This is a genomic window from Imperialibacter sp. (genome assembly GCF_040222385.1).
Classification (GTDB): Bacteria; Bacteroidota; Bacteroidia; order Cytophagales; family Cyclobacteriaceae; genus Imperialibacter.
Window position 1 is genome coordinate 433,889 of sequence record NZ_JAVKDF010000023.1, and the last position, 17,080, is coordinate 450,968.

Sequence of the window (17,080 nt, forward strand, 5' to 3'; positions counted from 1 at the left end):
AATGGACAGGGAAGGAAGTGAAGGGTAAGAAGTAAACAGTTGGTAATTCAGTAGGCTTTAAAAGCTTGGTTGACCGAAAGTGAACCGCTCTGCGCTTTATGTTATAAGAATTGAGAAATGTTACAGAGGAGTTGGGAGGCCGAAAGCGCTCCTGCACTCCTTTCTTACGCTTGATGAAGATGGTTGGCCCTACAAATATTTTTTGATAACCTTCTCCCAAATGTCGTAGCCTTTCGACGTCATGTGGAGGTTATCTTCTCTGAAGATATCATTCATTACCTCGCCACTTGGTTGCAGCATGGGTGTCCAAACGTCTATGTACTCGACCCCCGTCTCGGTTTTGGCCCAGGCCTTCAGTTGCGTGTTGAAGTCGACATACTTGTCTTTAAGATTCCAGCGGGAAACGCTGGGCTTAGCGGAGATGAAGTAAACTTTTACATTCTTAGGTAGTTTTTCTCTTATCTGAGCAAGAATAGTCTCGGCGTCTGCCAGGATTTGCTCAGGTGTCTTTCCCGAGGCTATGTCGTTGTCGCCCTCGTAAATGAAAATTTTCGAAGGGGAATATTTGAAGATTAGCTCATCTGTGTAGTACAGCAAATCCGACATAGAAGAACCACCAAAGCCCCGGTTGAGAACATTCTTTTTCGGGAATCGCTCGGCCATGTCATCCCAAATTCTGATGGAAGAGCTGCCGGTAAATAATGCAAGCTTCTTGTTATTGACAGCCGCCGCTTCCTTGGCATACTTATCAATTTCTCCCTGAAAACGCTGGGGGTTTTGGGCAAGTAGGCTGAAACCACCGAGGAAAAGTGCACTGATGAGTAAAAGTCTTTTGTACATGTAGGTATCTTTTTGGAATGAGCTTCAAGATAATTAAACCCAAACAAAACCATTACCTGATTTCTTTTCAACGGTCGGGAAAAGGAATTGAGTATGTGAGGCGTCGAGGATAACGTCTGACGGCCCAGCGCAACCGGCCTGCTTGCCGTACCGACGCCTGCTTTGGTTTCCGGTCTTCCTTCCTCTTCTTCCTTAAGTAGTATACACCGAGTTAAACAACACGTAATCCGTTGTTAAATCAGTACCCCAGCCGGTTGCGTTAGCTTTTCCTTCATTCAAGTCAAGATTGATATAAATGTGAGATTCCCGGAGCACCCGCTTCATATAGTTGCGGTCGTAGTCGAGCGGCCTGCCTTTTTCAAGTACCTGTATCATCTCTTTGTCGTCGCCCAGATACAGGTCGGCTTTTTCGAAGTTGAAAGGCACATCGGCATTGCCTGCAGCACATACAATGCGACCCCAGTTGGGGTCACGACCAAACATGGCGGTTTTTACCAGCGTGGAGCTGGACACAGCCCGGCATATTTTTCTGGCGGTTACCTCATCGGTGGCGTTTTTTACAGTATACTCTAGAAACTTCGAAGAACCTTCACCATCAGACACAATCAATGTGCAAAGGTGCTTCATCATCTCTTCCAGCTTTTCTTTAAACACGTCGTAGCCCTTGCTTTTCTCCGATGTCAGCATGTCATTTTCAGCCTTGCCGTTGGCCATTACTACCACCATGTCGTTCGTGGAAGTGTCGCCATCTACAGTGATCATATTAAAGGTGCGGTCAACCACCTCTTTCAGGGTTTTCTGCAACAGCTTCGGTTCTATGGCTACGTCGGTGGCAATAAATGCCAGCATGGTGGCCATGTTGGGATGGATCATCCCCGATCCCTTGGCAATGCCCCCCATGTTAATTTCATGGCCATCGAGTTCAAACTCCAGAAAGCCTTCTTTAGGGAAGGTGTCTGTAGTGAGTATGGCGTTGGCAGCGAATGAGCCTGCATTGGATTTGCTGCTTAACTTAGGTGCCGACTCGATGATGCCTTTTACCACGTCTTCGGTAGGGAATGGCTCGCCAATAATACCCGTCGAGGCTATAATGATCGTTTTTTGATCGATACCTAGTGCCTCGGCGGCAGTTTTCAGCATGGCCTGAGCGCCATCCGCACCCTGCTGGCCTGTACAGGCATTGGCGTTGCCTGCATTGATGACAATGGCCTGAACTACGCCCCCTTTGATGTTTTCTCTTGATAGTTTAACAGGCTCGGCAACCACCTTGTTTTGGGTGAAGACAGCTGCACCGCTGGCTGGCACTTCAGAGTAGATCATTGCGAGGTCTCTTCTAAGTGATTTCACGCCGGAGTGAGCACCCCAGCATTTTATGCCTCGTACGTTGGTGATGTTCTTGATCATGATTATGGATTGACAGGGATGTGGTTTAGACCTAAAGTTTCTTCGAAGCCCAGCATGATGTTCATATTCTGAACAGCCTGCCCGGCGGCACCTTTTACCAGGTTGTCGATGGTGCTTACTATGATAATATTGCCCGTTCTTTCGTCGAAGTCAACAAATATATTGCAATAGTTGCTGGCCCGCACGTCTTTGATCGCAGGTGGTGTGTCGCAGATTCTTACGAAGGGCTTGTCTCTGTAAAAGTCCTGATAAAGTCCTTTCAACTTAGCGCCCGTTGTTGGGCCTGTAGGTCTTGCATAAGTCGTTGAAAGGATGCCACGATCTACCGGCAGCAGGTGAGGGGTGAACTGGAGCGTTACTCCAGTCGCTAGCCCGTCCAGTACACCTTGGATCTCAATGGTGTGGCGATGGTTCTTTAAACCATAAGCTTTAAAGTTATCATTCACATTTGAGAAGTGTGTGGTGGCGCTTGCTTTAATTCCGGCGCCGGTAATGCCTGACTTGGCATCGATGATGATACCTTTAGGCTCTATGAGCTTATTTTGAAGCAGTGGGGCCAGGGGCAAAATAGCACTGGTGGGGTAGCAGCCAGGATTAGCCACCAACTCAGCACCTTTGATTTTGTCGTAGAAAAGCTCTGGCAGACCATACACCGCTGTGTCGAAGCCTTTGACGAAAGTGTGTGGCTTTTTGTACCATTCCTCGTAAGTCTTTGGGGAGTCGAGACGGAAGTCCCCCGAAAAGTCAACGATTTTAAAGCCTTTGCCTGCAAACTGCTTCACATACTCCATGGAGACGCCGTGTGGCAATGCCAGGAAAACCAGGTCAAGGTCGAGTTCATTCACCTTGTCTGCTTTGTGCAAGGGCTGATCTACTATGCCGTTGAAAAACGGGTGGACATCTGAGAACTTTTCTCCCGCCCGACTTTCTGACGTAATGACGGAAATCTCTACTTCCGGGTGGTTGGCCAGAATGCGTACAAGCTCAGAGCCCGTGTAACCAGTGGCGCCAACAACGCCTATCTTTTTTTTAGACATGGGCTTTTATGTTTGTTAGTGATTCTTTCAACACAGTAATGGCCTGCTCCATCTCGTCATAGCCGATAGTGAGCGGGGGCACAAAGCGCAACACATTACCAGCTGTGGCATTGGCCACTACGCCGTTTTTGAGCATCTCCACCACCAGTGGCTTGGTTTCAAAATCGAACTCAGCCCCCAGCATGAGACCCTGCCCACGGACTTCTCTGAGAGAAGGTTCGTTCATGTCCAGGAGCGCTTTTCTAAGCCACGCACCTTTTTCTGTGGCGGCCGTCAGTAGGTTCTCTTCTTCGATCACTTCCAAAACGGCCATCGACGTAGCGCACACCAGCGGGTTGCCGCCGAAAGTAGTGCCGTGGTCGCCTGGTTTCATAACGGAAGCCATTTTCTCACTGCACAGGATGGCACCGATGGGGATGCCCCCGCCCAGGCCTTTGGCGAGGGTCATGATGTCGGGCTGCACGCCGAAATGATCTTTGGCGAACCACTTGCCGGTGCGACCTATGCCTGATTGGATTTCATCAAAAATCAATACAATCTCTTCCTCATCGCACAATTGACGCAACGCTTTCAGGAATTCAATATCAGCCACATTGATGCCGCCTTCTCCCTGAATAGGCTCTACAATGATAGCGGAGATCTGGTGAGTGCCGCCTTTCGGATTATTGTCCTGCAAGGCCTTCTTCAGTGCGTCTATGTCGTTGAAGGGCACTTGCATAAAGCCCTGTGGGATGGGTTCGAAGCCATCTTGCATCGTTTTTTTACCCGTGGCAATGGTAGCCAGTGTCCTGCCATGAAAACAGTTTTTCATGGAGATGACCGTGCCGCCTTTGGCTTTACTGTGGCCATATTTTCTGGCAATTTTTATCGCTCCTTCGGCCGACTCTGCCCCGCTGTTGCTGAAGAACACCCTGTCCATGCCGGAGATTTCGCACAGCTTTTTGGAGAGAAGTGCCTGTGGCTCGCTGAGGAAAAAGTTGGAGATGTGCATCAGTTTGCCAGCCTGTTCTCGTAGCGCCTTTACTACTGTAGGGTGACAATGCCCTACATTGCAAACAGCGATACCGGCCAGCATGTCGATATACTCCTTGCCGTCGGTGTCCCAGAGTTTGGCACCTTTTCCCCGCTCGAAAGTAATGGGGAACCTACCGAATGTGGGAAGGTAGTATTGTTTGTCAATATCGTGAAGCTGCTGACTGTTGTATGTACTCATAGGTAATAAATAGCTACGACATGCCCTCCGGCATGTCAGATAATGTTAATAATCCTGAGTTGGTTAATGCTTATAAAAACAAGGAATCACCTGTGCAGCCAGGGGTAGTAAAACAAAGGCGATGGGCACGGGAAAAAACTGGTACTCGGGGCATTCTGATAATTCATTGTTTTGGGGTATTAAAAGGCGAAAGCCCTTTGAATAACTTTGATCAACTACTTCAAAGATACACAGTTCGACCCGGAAATGTTCCGTTTAAATGATTTAAAACGACTTTTTTGGCGGTATTGGGCGCCGGTAGATCCCGGGTATTAACCGGCTATGCGTTTATACCACCGCTAACCCTTTCCTACGGCCGCTTATTTCTTTTTTTAGAAGACCACTGATGATGGAAGGAAAAAAATTAGGTGGGAGCGGTGAAAATAGTATTTGAAGTGGGGTGGTAGCTCCTTCTGAGGTAGCTCAGGGTGTCAACAGGGCTATTAGGATGCGGAGTCTCTGCGTTGGAGGTTTGAATTGATTCATAAACCGCCCTAATAATCTCTGGCTAACAGCTTTTAGAAATTACCTATATTCGGCCTTTGTCATAACCAATCGTTTCAATGAAGAGATTTTCCTCCCTTTTCCAGATTTTAGCTTTGTTCATTCTTGTCACCGGCTGCCAGCCAGAACAGCCACAGCAAGAGGTAGCCACCGTGGCAGCACCAACCACCAAACGATACGACGATCTGGTGGCGTTGTTCAAAGAGTGGAGGAGCTTCGAAACCCCACCTTTGAAAGACGGTGCACCTGATTACACGGCCGCTACTTTCGAAAAACGCTGGACGGAGTTTGAGCAATTACAGGGACGATTGATGGCCGTGGACACCACTGGCTGGCCGGTTGAAGAAAAGGTGGACTGGACAGTTGTCTGGGCGGAAATGAATGGCTACGATTTCAATCACCACATATTAAAGCCATGGGAAAGGGATCCGGCTTTTTACAAAGTGCTGTGGATGGAGCGCAGCGACGTGCCTGCGCATGAAGGGCCGACGAACCATGCGGCTTTGGATGTTTGGAAGTACAGCTTTCCGCTTAATACCGAAGACAAAATCCAGTTCCTCGACGAGCTGTCGGTCATTCCCGCTTTCAATGAGCAGGCCAAGATCAACTTAACTGGTAATGCCAAAGACCTGTGGGTAGCGGGCATCAGGGATATTCGCACACAAAGCGAAGACTTGAAGGGGCTGCTGATGCTGCCAGGTGTGAAGGACGACGCTGGCATGGTACAAGTCATCAATGATGGCATTGCGTCTACTGAGGAATTGGTTGAATGGCTGGAGAAACAGGCAGAGTCTAAAACCGGGCCATCAGGCGTTGGAAAAGAAAACTACACATGGTACCTGCAAAATGTTCATCTGGTTCCGCTTACCTGGGACGATGAGGTGATGCTGCTGAAAAGGGAGCTGTCCCGTGCCTGGGCTTCTCTGAAACTGGAAGAACACCGCAACCGCAACCTGCCTGAGCTCACCGCTGCTGACTCTCCGGAGGCGTTTAAGGAAATGGCAGAAAAGGCAGCGGTTAGTATGATGACGTTTCTGGAGCAAGACGAAATTGTAACGGTGAAGCCCTACTTCGAGCCAGCGCTAAGGGAGCACCTGGGAAGCTATGTGCCGAAAGAAAGGCGTAACTTTTTCCTTATTGGGATGCACTACGATCCAAGGCCGTTGTATTCACATTTCTATCACTGGTTTGAACTCGCCCGCATGGACAACGAACCACATGAAAGTGAAATCCGCAAAGGCCCATTGTTGTACAATATCTTCGACTCCCGCAATGAAGGCACTGCCACGGCTGTGGAGGAGATGTTTATGCAGGCAGGCTTTTACGATGAAGACCCGAGAGTAAGGGAAATTGTTTACATCATGATTGCTCAGCGGGCCGCCAGAGGGCTGGGTTCACTTTACGCCCAGGCCAACGAAATGAACAGCGTGGAGGCTGGAGGTATTCACTCCGAATACACACCCAGAGGCTGGATGAAAACTGAAAAGGAACTGCTCCTCTTTGAGCAGCATTTATACCTGCGCCAGCCCGGTTATGGCAGCAGCTACATCACTGGTAAGTACCTTCTTGAAAATGCCATGGCAGAGTTTGCCAGAATGAAGGAGGCCAACAATGAATCATTCAAAGTGAAAGACTTCTTTGACCAACTCAATGCCATAGGATGTATCCCAATATCGTTGGGGCACTGGCAAATGACGGGTAATGATGATCATTTGAAGGTGATCAGGGAGTAAGGAAGCGTTCTTCAGATCCCTACCCGAAGTTCTTGAGAACATCATCATTTGTTGTGGTGCAAGCGCTGAATAAGTTTGGCGCCTAGCATTATTTTTTTTTACTTTTATATCGAACTCACGTTAATTTTAGTGTTATGAAGACCAAATTGACACTGAACCTTGACAAGGAAGTAATTGAGCAAGCAAAGTTGTACGCAAAGGCGCATAAGGTGAGCCTCTCTAAGTTGATAGAAAGCTACCTGCTGTCTTTGATGGACAGAAGTTCGAAGGCTGGAGAAATAACACCGCTTGTTAGAAGCTTGAGTGGGGTCATTAAAATTGATAACGACTTTGACTATAAAAGACGTTGTGCCGACTATTTTCTTTAGAAGGACAACCGAAGTTGCAACTGTTAAACACCGAAAAAGTTCTTGATTTGCTAGCCCAAAGCCCTTGAAGATGGACTACAATATTATACTGCTGTAGAAAACAACCTTGATACAATCATCACCAGAGACCTTAAGGGTTTTAAAGCATCAGGAATCCCAGTGATGACAGCTTCGGAATACCTGAGTTCAACCAGTACATAATTGTCTTCCCTACTTAGGCGATAAACCAGTCTACCAACTAAGCCCAATGCCAAAGGCCAGCATCACAGGAGGCGCACCGTTTCCTTTGAATACTTGTTTCTCAAATTCTTCGTCGATAGACAGAATTTTTTGAATACCTATTTGAGTCACAAGTCCAAGGTCGCTGGATTTACTGAATACCAATCGACCTCCAAATTCCAGTCCCAGGGTAGTGATTTGCCCAAAACCACCATCTTTGTAGCTGAAATTGAAAAAGGAGCTGTTCTTTTCGGGGTTGGTGTGAATTTTCATTCCGGCAGTGAAGCCCGCCAGGCCACCTCCCAGGTGTATGCCAAAATAGTCGCTCGCTCTGATTTCATAGTCGACACCTATCAGCGTTATGCCGCCAATCTGATATCCTACCGCAGTGATATTTCTATTCTCCGTATAGGTGTCAGTTGTTGCTTCCTCCGGTGATTCCGCAGGAGTTTGTGCCGTCGAATTATTCTTGCTCTCTGAGGCTTTGTAGTTAGGGTTGTCTCCGCTTACAGGCTGCGTGGCCGAGAACAATGCAGCATCCGAACCAGGTACAGTATTTCTGGAGGGTTGGGGCTTTTCCGTTTTTCCATGCATTACCGACACCCAGTTGGAGTCGCCGAAGGCAAAAAGGCTTTTTGCCACCGCCTCCCTGATGTTGGCCTCATGCAGTTTGGTTACGTCGGTGCCGGTGACCTCCACATGTTGATCGGTGCTGAAGAGCTTGATTTCGCCGGTAAAAAAATCAACAGAAATGTCGGCGTACCCGACCTCGCCGACATTTGCCGGCTTTTCGGAAATCTCCAGTCGGTTGACTACCATCACGACTGGAATTTCCTGGTTTGTCCTAGGGAAAGCGGATTGTAAGTAGCTTTCCAGGGAATTCTCCAGTCCATACTCAAACTGGGCGAGGCGCAGGGAACCGTTTTGAACAATGCCAATCCTACTTTTATCGGTTCGGTTGTCGATTACCTCATCGATATAAAAACTTCTGTTGGGAATGTTAATGTAATCGGGGTTCAGCTTTACCACGTAGGTTTTTTGAGCAAACGAGGCGCCTGACGACAGGCCGATAAAGAGAAGGCAGAGTAATAGCTGGTTTTTCATGGTGATAGGTTGGTCTTCCTTACCCAGACTTTGCTGGGAAACAATAGGTTTAATTTATAATATCTGAAAATTAATGTCTTATCTGTGGTGATATAGTGTAGTAGTGTTAAAATTTAATGCCCCTTTGAAAAGTGTGCTTTCGGATAATTTTGCTCTACCAGCTCAGTCCAATGCCGATCGCTAAAATAGCTGCCGGAGTATCTCTTCTTTTAAACAGTTCGTTTTCAAAATCTTCGTCAATGGACAGGATTTTCTGAATACCTATCTGACCCAAAAGACCGAAATCACTGGATTTGCTAAGAATCAACCTCCCCCCAAACTCAAGCCCCAATGAGTTCATCAATCCCAATCCAGCATCTTTATAACTCAAATTGAAAAAAGGACTGTTCTTCTTTGGGCTGGTGTGGATTTTCATTCCGGCGGTGAAGCCTTTGATTCCTGCTCCCAAATGTACCCCGAAATAGTTGCTCACCCTGATTTCATAATCGAAGCCAATAAGAGTATTTCCACCAATCTGGTAACCTAAAGCGGTGATGTTTCTATTTTCTTTCCCATCCTTTTTGTGGTTATCATCGAAATCTGCAGAGACCAACTCGGTACTCTGCACAGGTTGTGTGAGTGAATGCAAATCTACAGATGAACTGGTAACCGAATTTCCTGAGCGTTGAGAATTTTCACTTTGGCCACCCATGGCGACTACCCGATTGAACTCTTCAAACGCAACAAGACTTAGGGTAATTGCCTTTCGGATATTTGCTTCATGCAGTTCGGTTATGTCCAGACCACTTACTCCAGTATACTGGTCGGAGCTAAATAGTTTCTCCTCATCTTTAAAAAAGTCCACGGAAATGTCGGCATATCCCATTTCGTTGGTGGCTGTGGTTTTTTCGGAGATCTGAAGTCGGTTGATGCTCATTTTGACTGGCACCTGAAAGGCAGCGGTTTTTGATAACGCCAATCGGAGGTAAGTTATCAGTGCGTTTTCCAATCCGTACTCAAACTTCGCTTCGTACGGATCGTTGAACTGTCCGGTTTGCACGATTCCAATCCACTCTTTATCGGTGGCTCTGTTATCGATCACTTCATCCACATAGAAGCTGCGGTTGGGGATGTCGATTTTATCATTCCCCAGCTTTATGATATAGGTCTTTTGGGAATAGCAGGTGTTTGCGAATAGAGATAAAAAGAGAATACAGAGCAGAAACTGATTTTTCATTTAGATTAATTACTGTTGTGTAACATTGGCTATCTCGGGTATTTTCGCTCTAAATATGTAGAAATAATTTCTTTCTAAACACATTTCTATAAATTGATGGATATGAATAGGCAAAAAGGGTGTTGACGTAATATTTTAAGATCAGATGATAGTTCCTTTTCCATGGATTCTGCAGAATGCAGTCTATTGGTGGCGGCTGCAATTGTAATAGTGCTGCGGGCTATTTATAGTTTTTCTGTGCCGTTAATCGCTTTGCATTTATTCAAAACTTTAATATGTTTGCATCCCGTTTCGGAATGAGACACGAAACGTAGTTCCTTCACTTCAAGCCTGGGTGGCGAAATTGGTAGACGCAAAGGTCTCAAACACCTTCGGGGGCAACCCCATGCCGGTTCGAGTCCGGCCCCAGGTACTCTTTTCTCATTTGATTCCCCTAGTCTGCTACGGTAATAATTTCATTCGAAGAGGCCATCGGCTTTTCCGCAAAAAGCACCCTTGTCTTCGCCCAGGTGGTTCTGAATAGCTCTGAATGCCTGTATCTTTCAAGATCGTCGGCGGTTTGCCAGTGGCTGTAGGTGGTGAAAGCGTTGGGCATCTCCGTGCTTTGCCATAGCTCAAGATGCTGACAGCCCTCAAAATGCCGGATTTTGCTTTTGGAATTGTTAAAGATGGTCAGGAACTCGCTGACTTTATCGGGATGGAAGGTCATGCGCACAATCCTGATAATCATAGCTATTCAGTTACAAAGTTGATAAATACAGGGGAGTCGTAGTGAAGCCCCAGCAGGTCCGACCCATGTCCGTTGTTGATGCCAATTTCCAGCAAACCCGATTGGTTGAAGATGAAAAAGCATTCGCCACCTTCTACGGAGAAATAGGACTCGTGAATTTCGGTAGAGCGCTCCCTTCCAAATGATATTTCAAAGCCTTTTTGCTGGTTGAGCTCCATGATGGTATCAAAGTCCTCTTTCGCAATGTTGGTGATCAAATTGCCGTAATGGTCGATATGAATCACATGGCCGGTGATCTGCTTTTTGGTTGTTTTGCCCTTTTTCTTGATCAGGGTATTGAGCTCTGGTACCATTTGCCCCAGGTCATGAATAGACTTGCCGCTGGCCAGGTAGGAGGCGGCCTGCGCATACATGTTTCTGGCTGGAAAAGTGGTTTTCTTTTTATTGATCAGGTCGAGTGTTACAATGGCTGTAGGCTTTTGCGTAGAAATCAGACTAAATATGCCATTGTCGGGCCCCACGAAGAAGTGATCCTCCAGCTTCACTGCCACTGGCTTGTCTTCTCTTTTTCCGGTCGAGTTCACGGCCACCATATGCACTGTGCCTTTGGGGAAATCACGAAAGACCGATTCAAGAAGGTAGGAGGCCTCTGCCAGGTTGCACGACGCTACCTCATGGGTAATGTCTACTATTTGCAGCCCCGGGTTAACGCTCATTATTGCTGCCTTCACTGCTGCCACGTAATGGTCTGACGTACCGAAATCTGACAGAAAAGTAATGAGAGCCATGTAGGAAGACGCAAATAATAGTTAGTTTTACAGGGGCAAAGTAAATAAAAATAAAGCACTTAGCTGATTACTAACAAAATCTAAAATAGATCATCATTTGATAGAAAAGGTCATCACACTGGAGAATATCTCCCTTCTCGATTTTCTGGGGATTGAGAACCAAAATATTAAGCAAATAGCCCAGGCATTTCCTCAAAGCAAGATCATATCCAGAGGAAATGAGATAAGGATACAGGGAAGCACGCCCGAAATCATCAGGATCAACGATATCCTTAATTCGCTGATTCAGCACTACAATAAGTTCGGCATGGTAACGGAAGAGAACGTGACTAACTACCTGACACAGGAAGACGAGACCGTGCTCGATGAGGACAAGGATGATGTGCTTATTTATGGCACCAAAGGGTTTAAGATCGTTCCGAAGACACCCAACCAAAAAGCGCTTGTAACAGCCTCCAGAAAAAACGACCTGGTGTTTGCAATAGGCCCGGCAGGTACCGGCAAGACCTATATTTCTGTGGCGCTGGCTGTAAAGGCACTCAAGAACAGGGAGGTGAAAAAAATTATCATCACCCGTCCGGCTGTGGAAGCCGGTGAGAACTTGGGTTTTCTACCAGGCGACCTCAAAGAAAAAATCGACCCGTATCTTCGTCCGATCTACGATGCACTGGACGACATGGTACCACCTGAAAAACTGAAGTTTTATCAGGAAAATAGGGTGATAGAAATAGCGCCGCTTGCCTACATGCGGGGCCGTACACTGAACCACGCCTTTATTTTGCTGGACGAAGCGCAGAATACCTCGGCCATGCAAATCAAGATGTTTCTGACCAGGATGGGCCCCACCTCGAAAGTGATCATTACGGGCGACAAGTCGCAGGTTGATCTGCCCAAAAAGCAAAAGTCAGGTCTTATTGAAGCATTGAACGTGCTAAAGGACGTGAAAGGCATTGGTTTTGTGGAGCTGGATGGCAAAGATGTGGTAAGACATAAGCTGGTGAGAGAAATTATCAAGGCTTATGATCAGTTTGACGAAGGAGAAGAAGACCGCAAATGAATGATATAGAGGTAAGGAAAATCACCTCGAACGAAGACCTGGAGCAAGCCTTTTACATTCGCCGCAAGGTATTTATGGAGGAGCAGAAGGTGAGTGAGGCGGACGAATATGACGGTTTGGATGAATCTTCAACCCATTTTCTGGCTTTTTATGGAAGTGAGCCTGCTGGAACTGCCAGGTGGAGATATGCAGAAAATAGCGTCAAGCTCGAACGGTTTGCTGTACTTGTTAGTTTTAGGGGAAAGGGAGTTGGTAAAGAGCTGTTGAAAAAGGTAATGGGAGATGTACTTGCGACCGTTCCGTTGGGAACCAGAGTCTTTCTTCATGCACAAGTGGACGTGGTGCCTTTGTATCAATCGCATGGGTTCGTGACCGTGGGAGAGGAGTTCGAAGAGTGTAACATTCTTCATATTGAAATGGAGTACGATCACAATAGCTGACTTTGAGAAAATCAGCTTGGAAATTGAGACCAGTTAAAGCTTAAACGATAGAGAATTGACAGCATTGGAAAGAATAACTCATTTTTTTGAGTTGGCAGGCGGGGATCTTCACCTTCTTAAGCACGATTATTTTGTTATTGGTAGCGCCGCCATGGTGTTGGCAGGGTGCGAAATGTACAAGATAGGAGACATCAACCTGCTGACCTCCAGTGCAGACGCTAACTTCCTCAAGGAACAATGGAAAGACAGGCAGGTAAAGGACCATGTCTATGCCTATGACAGAATTTTCAGGTCTAACTCGGGCAGGTTTCGCTTCAAAGGAGTTGACGCAGAGGTGATGGGAAACCTTGAAGTGAATGCGGGACAACAATGGGTGCCATTGCTTGTCAGGCAATTTATGAACGTGACCGTGGCGGGCATGCAAGTGAAAATACCCACTATCAAGGAGCAGCATCGGATTTATCGTTTTTTCGGCCGACCCAAAGATATCCAAAAGGCTCAGCTGCTGTTGAAGCATTTATGAGAAGTCTTTTCGTTATTATCTTTAGCACGAACTTTTCCAATTAGAGCGGCAGAATTACTATTTTTAGAAAAATAGTAGCCAATTGATCCGCTGGAGTGCCATCCCTTTTGTTAGAATTTTTATAGCCTGCGCTGCTGGCATTGGCTGCCATGAGTTGTTTCTGAGAGGCACCTGGCTTCCTTCTTCGTACATAGGGCTTGTTTGGCTTGTCGTATTGCTTCTGTGGTTTTATTCCAGAAAAAACGCTGCCCGAAGTCTGCGCTACCTTTTCGGTATCGTGTTTATGCTTTCCATAGGCCTTGTGGGCATCCTCAGAAGGCAGTCAACTGAGGCCATATTTCAGGAAAATCATTTATATACAAGCAAGACGCCGATAGATTTCTATAAAGGAATTCTGGTAGATGATCCTGCAGAAAAGACAAATACCTGGGCGTTTGATGTCCAGGTCACTGCCATTAGGTCGGGCGATTCGTTGCTGCGAAAGACTGGATTGGTGCAGGTTTACCTGAAAAAAGACTCAGCCACCACGGCCAACCTGAGTGCCCTGAAGTACGGGACGGTACTTTGGATCCACGGAAGCCCGGAAGAAATCAGACCGCTGCGCAACCCTGGCGGGTTTGACTTTAAGCAGTACATGGCCAGGAAAGGCATTCATTTTCAGGACTATGTTACCTTCAACGACGTGCTCCTGGCTGGCTCAGACCCTCCCAACAGGTTAGTGAGCGTTTCCATGGGCTGGAGGAGAGAACTGCTACATGTGCTGAAGGAATACCTGCCGGATGTGTGGGAAAGGGGCATAGCTGAGGCGCTGATACTGGGCCAGAAAGACGAAATTGACATCGAACAACGCCGAGCCTATGCGGCGGCTGGTGCTATGCATATTCTGGCAGTGTCAGGCCTGCATGTCGGCATCATCTACATGATCCTGGCATTTTTGCTGAAGCCATTGGAGAAGCGTAAATACGGCAAGCTTGTGCGGTTTGTCGTTTTATTTGCCTGCCTGTGGGGCTTTGCACTGATCACCGGCATGTCGGCTTCGGTGCTGAGGGCTGTCACCATGTTTTCTATTGTGATGGTAGCAGAAGGCCTGGGTAGAAAGACCAATATCTACAATTCGCTGGCGCTGGCTGCCTTTCTGCTGCTCCTTTACGACCCCAACTTTCTCTTTCATGTGGGCTACCAGCTTTCGTTTCTGGCGGTGCTGGGTATTGTTTATCTGCAACCCTTTCTGTACCGCCAATGGGCTGCACCTCATTGGCTGCTCGACAAAACCTGGGCCATTACCTGCGTTTCTCTGGCTGCTCAGCTGGCCACAGGGCCATTGAGCATGTACTATTTCAATCAGTTTCCCAGTTGGTTTTTGCTGTCCAATTTGCTCGTCATCCCGGCAGCATTTCTGATCCTTAGTACCGGAGTGGCTTTATTTGCTGTTCATTATGTGTCATCATTTTTGGCGGGAACAGTAGCTTTTATGCTGAAATGGATGGTGTTTGGCCTCAACTGGTTTGTTGAGTTTATTGAGCAACTACCGGCCAGCCAAATCTTCCCTATTTCCTTTTCCTCCGCACAAACCTGGCTGTTGTACGGTGCCCTTCTGCTGATGCTGTTCTGGTGGCAGAGCCGTGATTACAGGTGGTTTCAGTATATGGCTGCCTGCCTGCTGCTCTTTGTTCTATCGAAAGGACTTTTTGTAGCAGACAAACATCAGAAAAGGGAGCTTGTGATCTACGAAATGACCGGCTACACTGCCATGGATTACCAGGAAGGAGGGAAGGTGTTTCACTATTTTGATGAAGCCTTTAAGCAGGAGGAACGGCTATTCAACCTTAATGTGAGACCTCATCTCATCCAGCAGGGCACAATGATCCCTTTTGTTTCCCATGCCGACAACTGGCTCCCTCAAACAGTGTTGATAGAAGACACCCTCGTTGCAATAAAGGCCGGCAGCTTGAAAGTGTTTCATCTGCTGAACCCACTGCCGAAGCGCAAAGCTTTTTCAGAACCCCTGGCGGCCGACCTCCTGATCGTATCCAACCAGAGCTTTTGGCCGACGGACCTTGGGAAGTACTTTGCGCCAGAGGAAATTGTCTTTGATGGAACAAGCAGGTTCAACTACCTGAGCAGAACTTCGAAGGCGTTGCAGACAGCTAGTGTAAAGGTGTATGTCATTCCATGGGAAGGTGCCTATGTGAGAGATTTGAGAGAGCGAGAGTTGTAGCGTAGCTCTCGCTGACTTGCATTTTTTACCGCAAAAGAATCTCCCTATCTACGTTTATCTGATCCAGAAAATAGCCATTGTGTGACACCACCAGCAGCGTGCCCTCATATTCGTTGATGGCCCCGGTCAAAATCTCAATGTTCTGGATGTCGAGGTTGTTGGTAGGCTCGTCCAACACGATAATGTCGGGTGACTGGTGGGTAATGGTGAGGCAGCAGAGCATCAGCCGCATTTTTTCACCTCCACTTAGCGCACTGCATGGCTTGCCCCATTCTTCTTTGGAAAACAGAAACCTGGCCAGCCTTATTTTGACCTCGTGTTCCAGCAATGGTGGCTTGGAGGTGTTGAATAGCTGGGCTTGTTCATACACAGTGAGCTTGTTGTCGATCAGCGAGTAATCCTGGTCGATGTAGATGGCTGAGCTGCCCGCTCTGTAGATGGTGCCCGATTGGGGCTGTGTGTCGCCAAGTATTAGCCTGATCAATGTAGTTTTTCCTGAGCCGTTCAGTCCTTTGATGGCCATTCTGTCGCCGCTGCTGACGCTGAAGCTGAGTGGCTGCTCCCAAAGCGGGGTTTGGTCGAAATTGTAATTCACATTCTTTCCCTCTACCAGCAATTTGCCCCGGTGGAGATTGGAATTATCAAAGCCAAACTTCATTTTATCCTGATCCGGCAGCTCTTTTCTGAGTGAGCTGAGCTCCTGGGAGATCTCGCCTATCTTTTCTGCGTGAACGCCTTTGAGCCGTGATGTGCTTTTTTCGGCCTTGTCCTTCATGAGGTTCATTATGATGGTCGGCATCCCGGCTTTCTGCTGCTTTTTCTTTCCCCGGGCATCCTGCTTTTGCTTTCTTTCAGCAGCCTCCCGTTCCACTTCTTTTGCCTTTCGCAACGCCTTCTCCTTGCTTCTTACATCGTGTTGCAGCGCCTGGCTTTCTATTTCCTTCTGCTCTACGTAAAACTCATAGTTACCTCCGTACATTGTGATTTTGCCCCGACTGAGCTCATAAACATTGTCAAGCAAGTTCAAAAGCTGCCTGTCGTGGCTTACTACAACCATCGTGAGGGAATTTGACCGCACCAGCTGGTAAAGCAATTCCCGGCCGGCGGAGTCGAGGTGGTTGCTGGGCTCGTCGAGCAGTATGAGTTCCGGTTGGTGTATGGCAATGCCAGCCAGAAATATTTTTGTCTTTTGCCCTCCACTTACAGCGCTCATGCTGGTGTTTGCAGGCAAGCTTCCAAGCCCCCAATTGGCCAGGGCTTCGCTGCACCTTTCTTCTATCGTCCAGTCGTCGTCAAGCAGGGCCATATTGTCCTCCGTAACGTTGCCTTCCAGAATTTCGTGCAGGGCCTGGATTTTACCGTCAACTTTTAAGGCCTGTGCAATAGTCAGGTGGTTGAATTGCCCAAACAATTGCGGAACGTAATAAGGCTTTGAGCCGGACTGCACTGCTCCGGAGGTCGGTTCCAGCTCTCCTGCCATGATTTTCATGAGCACACTCTTTCCTTCACCGTTGTTGCCTATGAGGGCTACCTTGTCGTGTCGGTTGATCGTGAAGTTAAGATGGCTGAACAGCACATCCTTATTGGGATGGGTATACGTAATGTCTTGAAGAATAAGCATGTTGAATTTCTTTCGGTAGAAGTGAA

The 17,080-nt window shown here is 47.4% G+C and carries 15 protein-coding genes and 1 tRNA gene; 7 read left to right on the forward strand and 9 right to left on the reverse strand.

All coding sequences use genetic code 11. The annotated features are described in order from the left end of the window. Nucleotides 1-189: 189 nt before the first annotated feature. The 4 genes from RIG68_RS12205 to RIG68_RS12220 all read right to left on the reverse strand — a co-directional run bounded on the left by RIG68_RS12205 (nt 190) and on the right by RIG68_RS12220 (nt 4,494). Entirely contained in the window at nt 190-840 is a 651-nt protein-coding gene (locus tag RIG68_RS12205) for an SGNH/GDSL hydrolase family protein (RefSeq protein ID WP_350122465.1), read from the reverse strand. 192 nt (nt 841-1,032) lie between these two features. After that, complete coding sequence (argJ, locus tag RIG68_RS12210) at nt 1,033-2,244, reverse strand: bifunctional glutamate N-acetyltransferase/amino-acid acetyltransferase ArgJ (protein WP_350122467.1); 1,212 nt, start codon at nt 2,242-2,244, stop codon at nt 1,033-1,035. A 2-nt stretch (nt 2,245-2,246) separates the two neighbouring features. Further along, nucleotides 2,247-3,281, reverse strand: a complete 1,035-nt coding sequence (gene argC / locus RIG68_RS12215; RefSeq protein ID WP_350122469.1) for an N-acetyl-gamma-glutamyl-phosphate reductase — start codon at nt 3,279-3,281, stop codon at nt 2,247-2,249. Continuing rightward, nucleotides 3,274-4,494, reverse strand: coding sequence for an aspartate aminotransferase family protein (locus RIG68_RS12220; RefSeq protein ID WP_350122471.1), 1,221 nt, complete (start codon nt 4,492-4,494; stop codon nt 3,274-3,276). The genes argC and RIG68_RS12220 overlap by 8 nt, the downstream gene beginning before the upstream one ends. 602 nt (nt 4,495-5,096) lie before the next feature. Between RIG68_RS12220 and RIG68_RS12225 the strand changes: the two genes are divergently transcribed. Next, a complete protein-coding gene (locus RIG68_RS12225) occupies nt 5,097-6,770 on the forward strand; it encodes a hypothetical protein (protein WP_350122473.1) in 1,674 nt (557 codons plus the stop codon). Between the two features lie 134 nt (nt 6,771-6,904). After that, nucleotides 6,905-7,138 carry a DUF6364 family protein gene (locus RIG68_RS12230; RefSeq protein WP_350078037.1) on the forward strand — a complete coding sequence of 78 codons (234 nt, stop codon included), beginning with the start codon at nt 6,905-6,907 and terminating at the stop codon, nt 7,136-7,138. Between the two features lie 231 nt (nt 7,139-7,369). Here RIG68_RS12230 and RIG68_RS12235 read toward each other — a convergent pair whose 3' ends face one another. Together RIG68_RS12235 and RIG68_RS12240 are read right to left on the reverse strand one after the other, a co-directional pair. After that, nucleotides 7,370-8,461, reverse strand: a complete 1,092-nt coding sequence (locus RIG68_RS12235) for a hypothetical protein (protein ID WP_350122475.1) — start codon at nt 8,459-8,461, stop codon at nt 7,370-7,372. A 154-nt stretch (nt 8,462-8,615) separates the two neighbouring features. Continuing rightward, nucleotides 8,616-9,677, reverse strand: a complete 1,062-nt coding sequence (locus tag RIG68_RS12240) for a hypothetical protein (RefSeq protein ID WP_350122477.1) — start codon at nt 9,675-9,677, stop codon at nt 8,616-8,618. Between the two features lie 328 nt (nt 9,678-10,005). On the opposite strand from RIG68_RS12240, the gene RIG68_RS12245 reads away from it, so the two are divergent. Then, nucleotides 10,006-10,089 (forward strand) — tRNA-Leu (locus tag RIG68_RS12245). A 21-nt stretch (nt 10,090-10,110) separates the two neighbouring features. On the opposite strand, the gene RIG68_RS12250 is transcribed toward RIG68_RS12245, so the two are convergent. Together RIG68_RS12250 and RIG68_RS12255 are read right to left on the reverse strand one after the other, a co-directional pair. Then, nucleotides 10,111-10,407, reverse strand: coding sequence for a putative quinol monooxygenase (locus RIG68_RS12250; protein WP_350122479.1), 297 nt, complete (start codon nt 10,405-10,407; stop codon nt 10,111-10,113). A gap of 2 nt (nt 10,408-10,409) precedes the next feature. Next, complete coding sequence (locus RIG68_RS12255) at nt 10,410-11,195, reverse strand: SAM hydrolase/SAM-dependent halogenase family protein (protein ID WP_339815735.1); 786 nt, start codon at nt 11,193-11,195, stop codon at nt 10,410-10,412. A 97-nt stretch (nt 11,196-11,292) separates the two neighbouring features. Here RIG68_RS12255 and RIG68_RS12260 point away from each other — a divergent pair, with 97 nt between their 5' ends. The 4 genes from RIG68_RS12260 (at nt 11,293) to RIG68_RS12275 (ending at nt 15,433) form a co-directional block, all read left to right on the forward strand. Then, on the forward strand, nt 11,293-12,252 hold the full coding sequence (locus RIG68_RS12260; protein ID WP_151999517.1) for a PhoH family protein: 960 nt from the start codon (nt 11,293-11,295) through the stop codon (nt 12,250-12,252). Continuing rightward, complete coding sequence (locus RIG68_RS12265; protein WP_350122481.1) at nt 12,249-12,692, forward strand: GNAT family N-acetyltransferase; 444 nt, start codon at nt 12,249-12,251, stop codon at nt 12,690-12,692. The genes RIG68_RS12260 and RIG68_RS12265 overlap by 4 nt, the downstream gene beginning before the upstream one ends. 55 nt (nt 12,693-12,747) lie before the next feature. Next, nucleotides 12,748-13,215 carry a hypothetical protein gene (locus RIG68_RS12270; RefSeq protein ID WP_350122483.1) on the forward strand — a complete coding sequence of 156 codons (468 nt, stop codon included), beginning with the start codon at nt 12,748-12,750 and terminating at the stop codon, nt 13,213-13,215. A gap of 82 nt (nt 13,216-13,297) precedes the next feature. Then, entirely contained in the window at nt 13,298-15,433 is a 2,136-nt protein-coding gene (locus tag RIG68_RS12275; RefSeq protein WP_350122484.1) for a ComEC/Rec2 family competence protein, read from the forward strand. 25 nt (nt 15,434-15,458) lie between these two features. On the opposite strand, the gene RIG68_RS12280 is transcribed toward RIG68_RS12275, so the two are convergent. Beyond that, the gene (locus RIG68_RS12280) at nt 15,459-17,054 is read right to left on the reverse strand and encodes an ABC-F family ATP-binding cassette domain-containing protein (RefSeq protein ID WP_350122485.1); all 1,596 of its coding nucleotides are present in this window, start codon (nt 17,052-17,054) and stop codon (nt 15,459-15,461) included. Nucleotides 17,055-17,080: the final 26 nt, after the last annotated feature.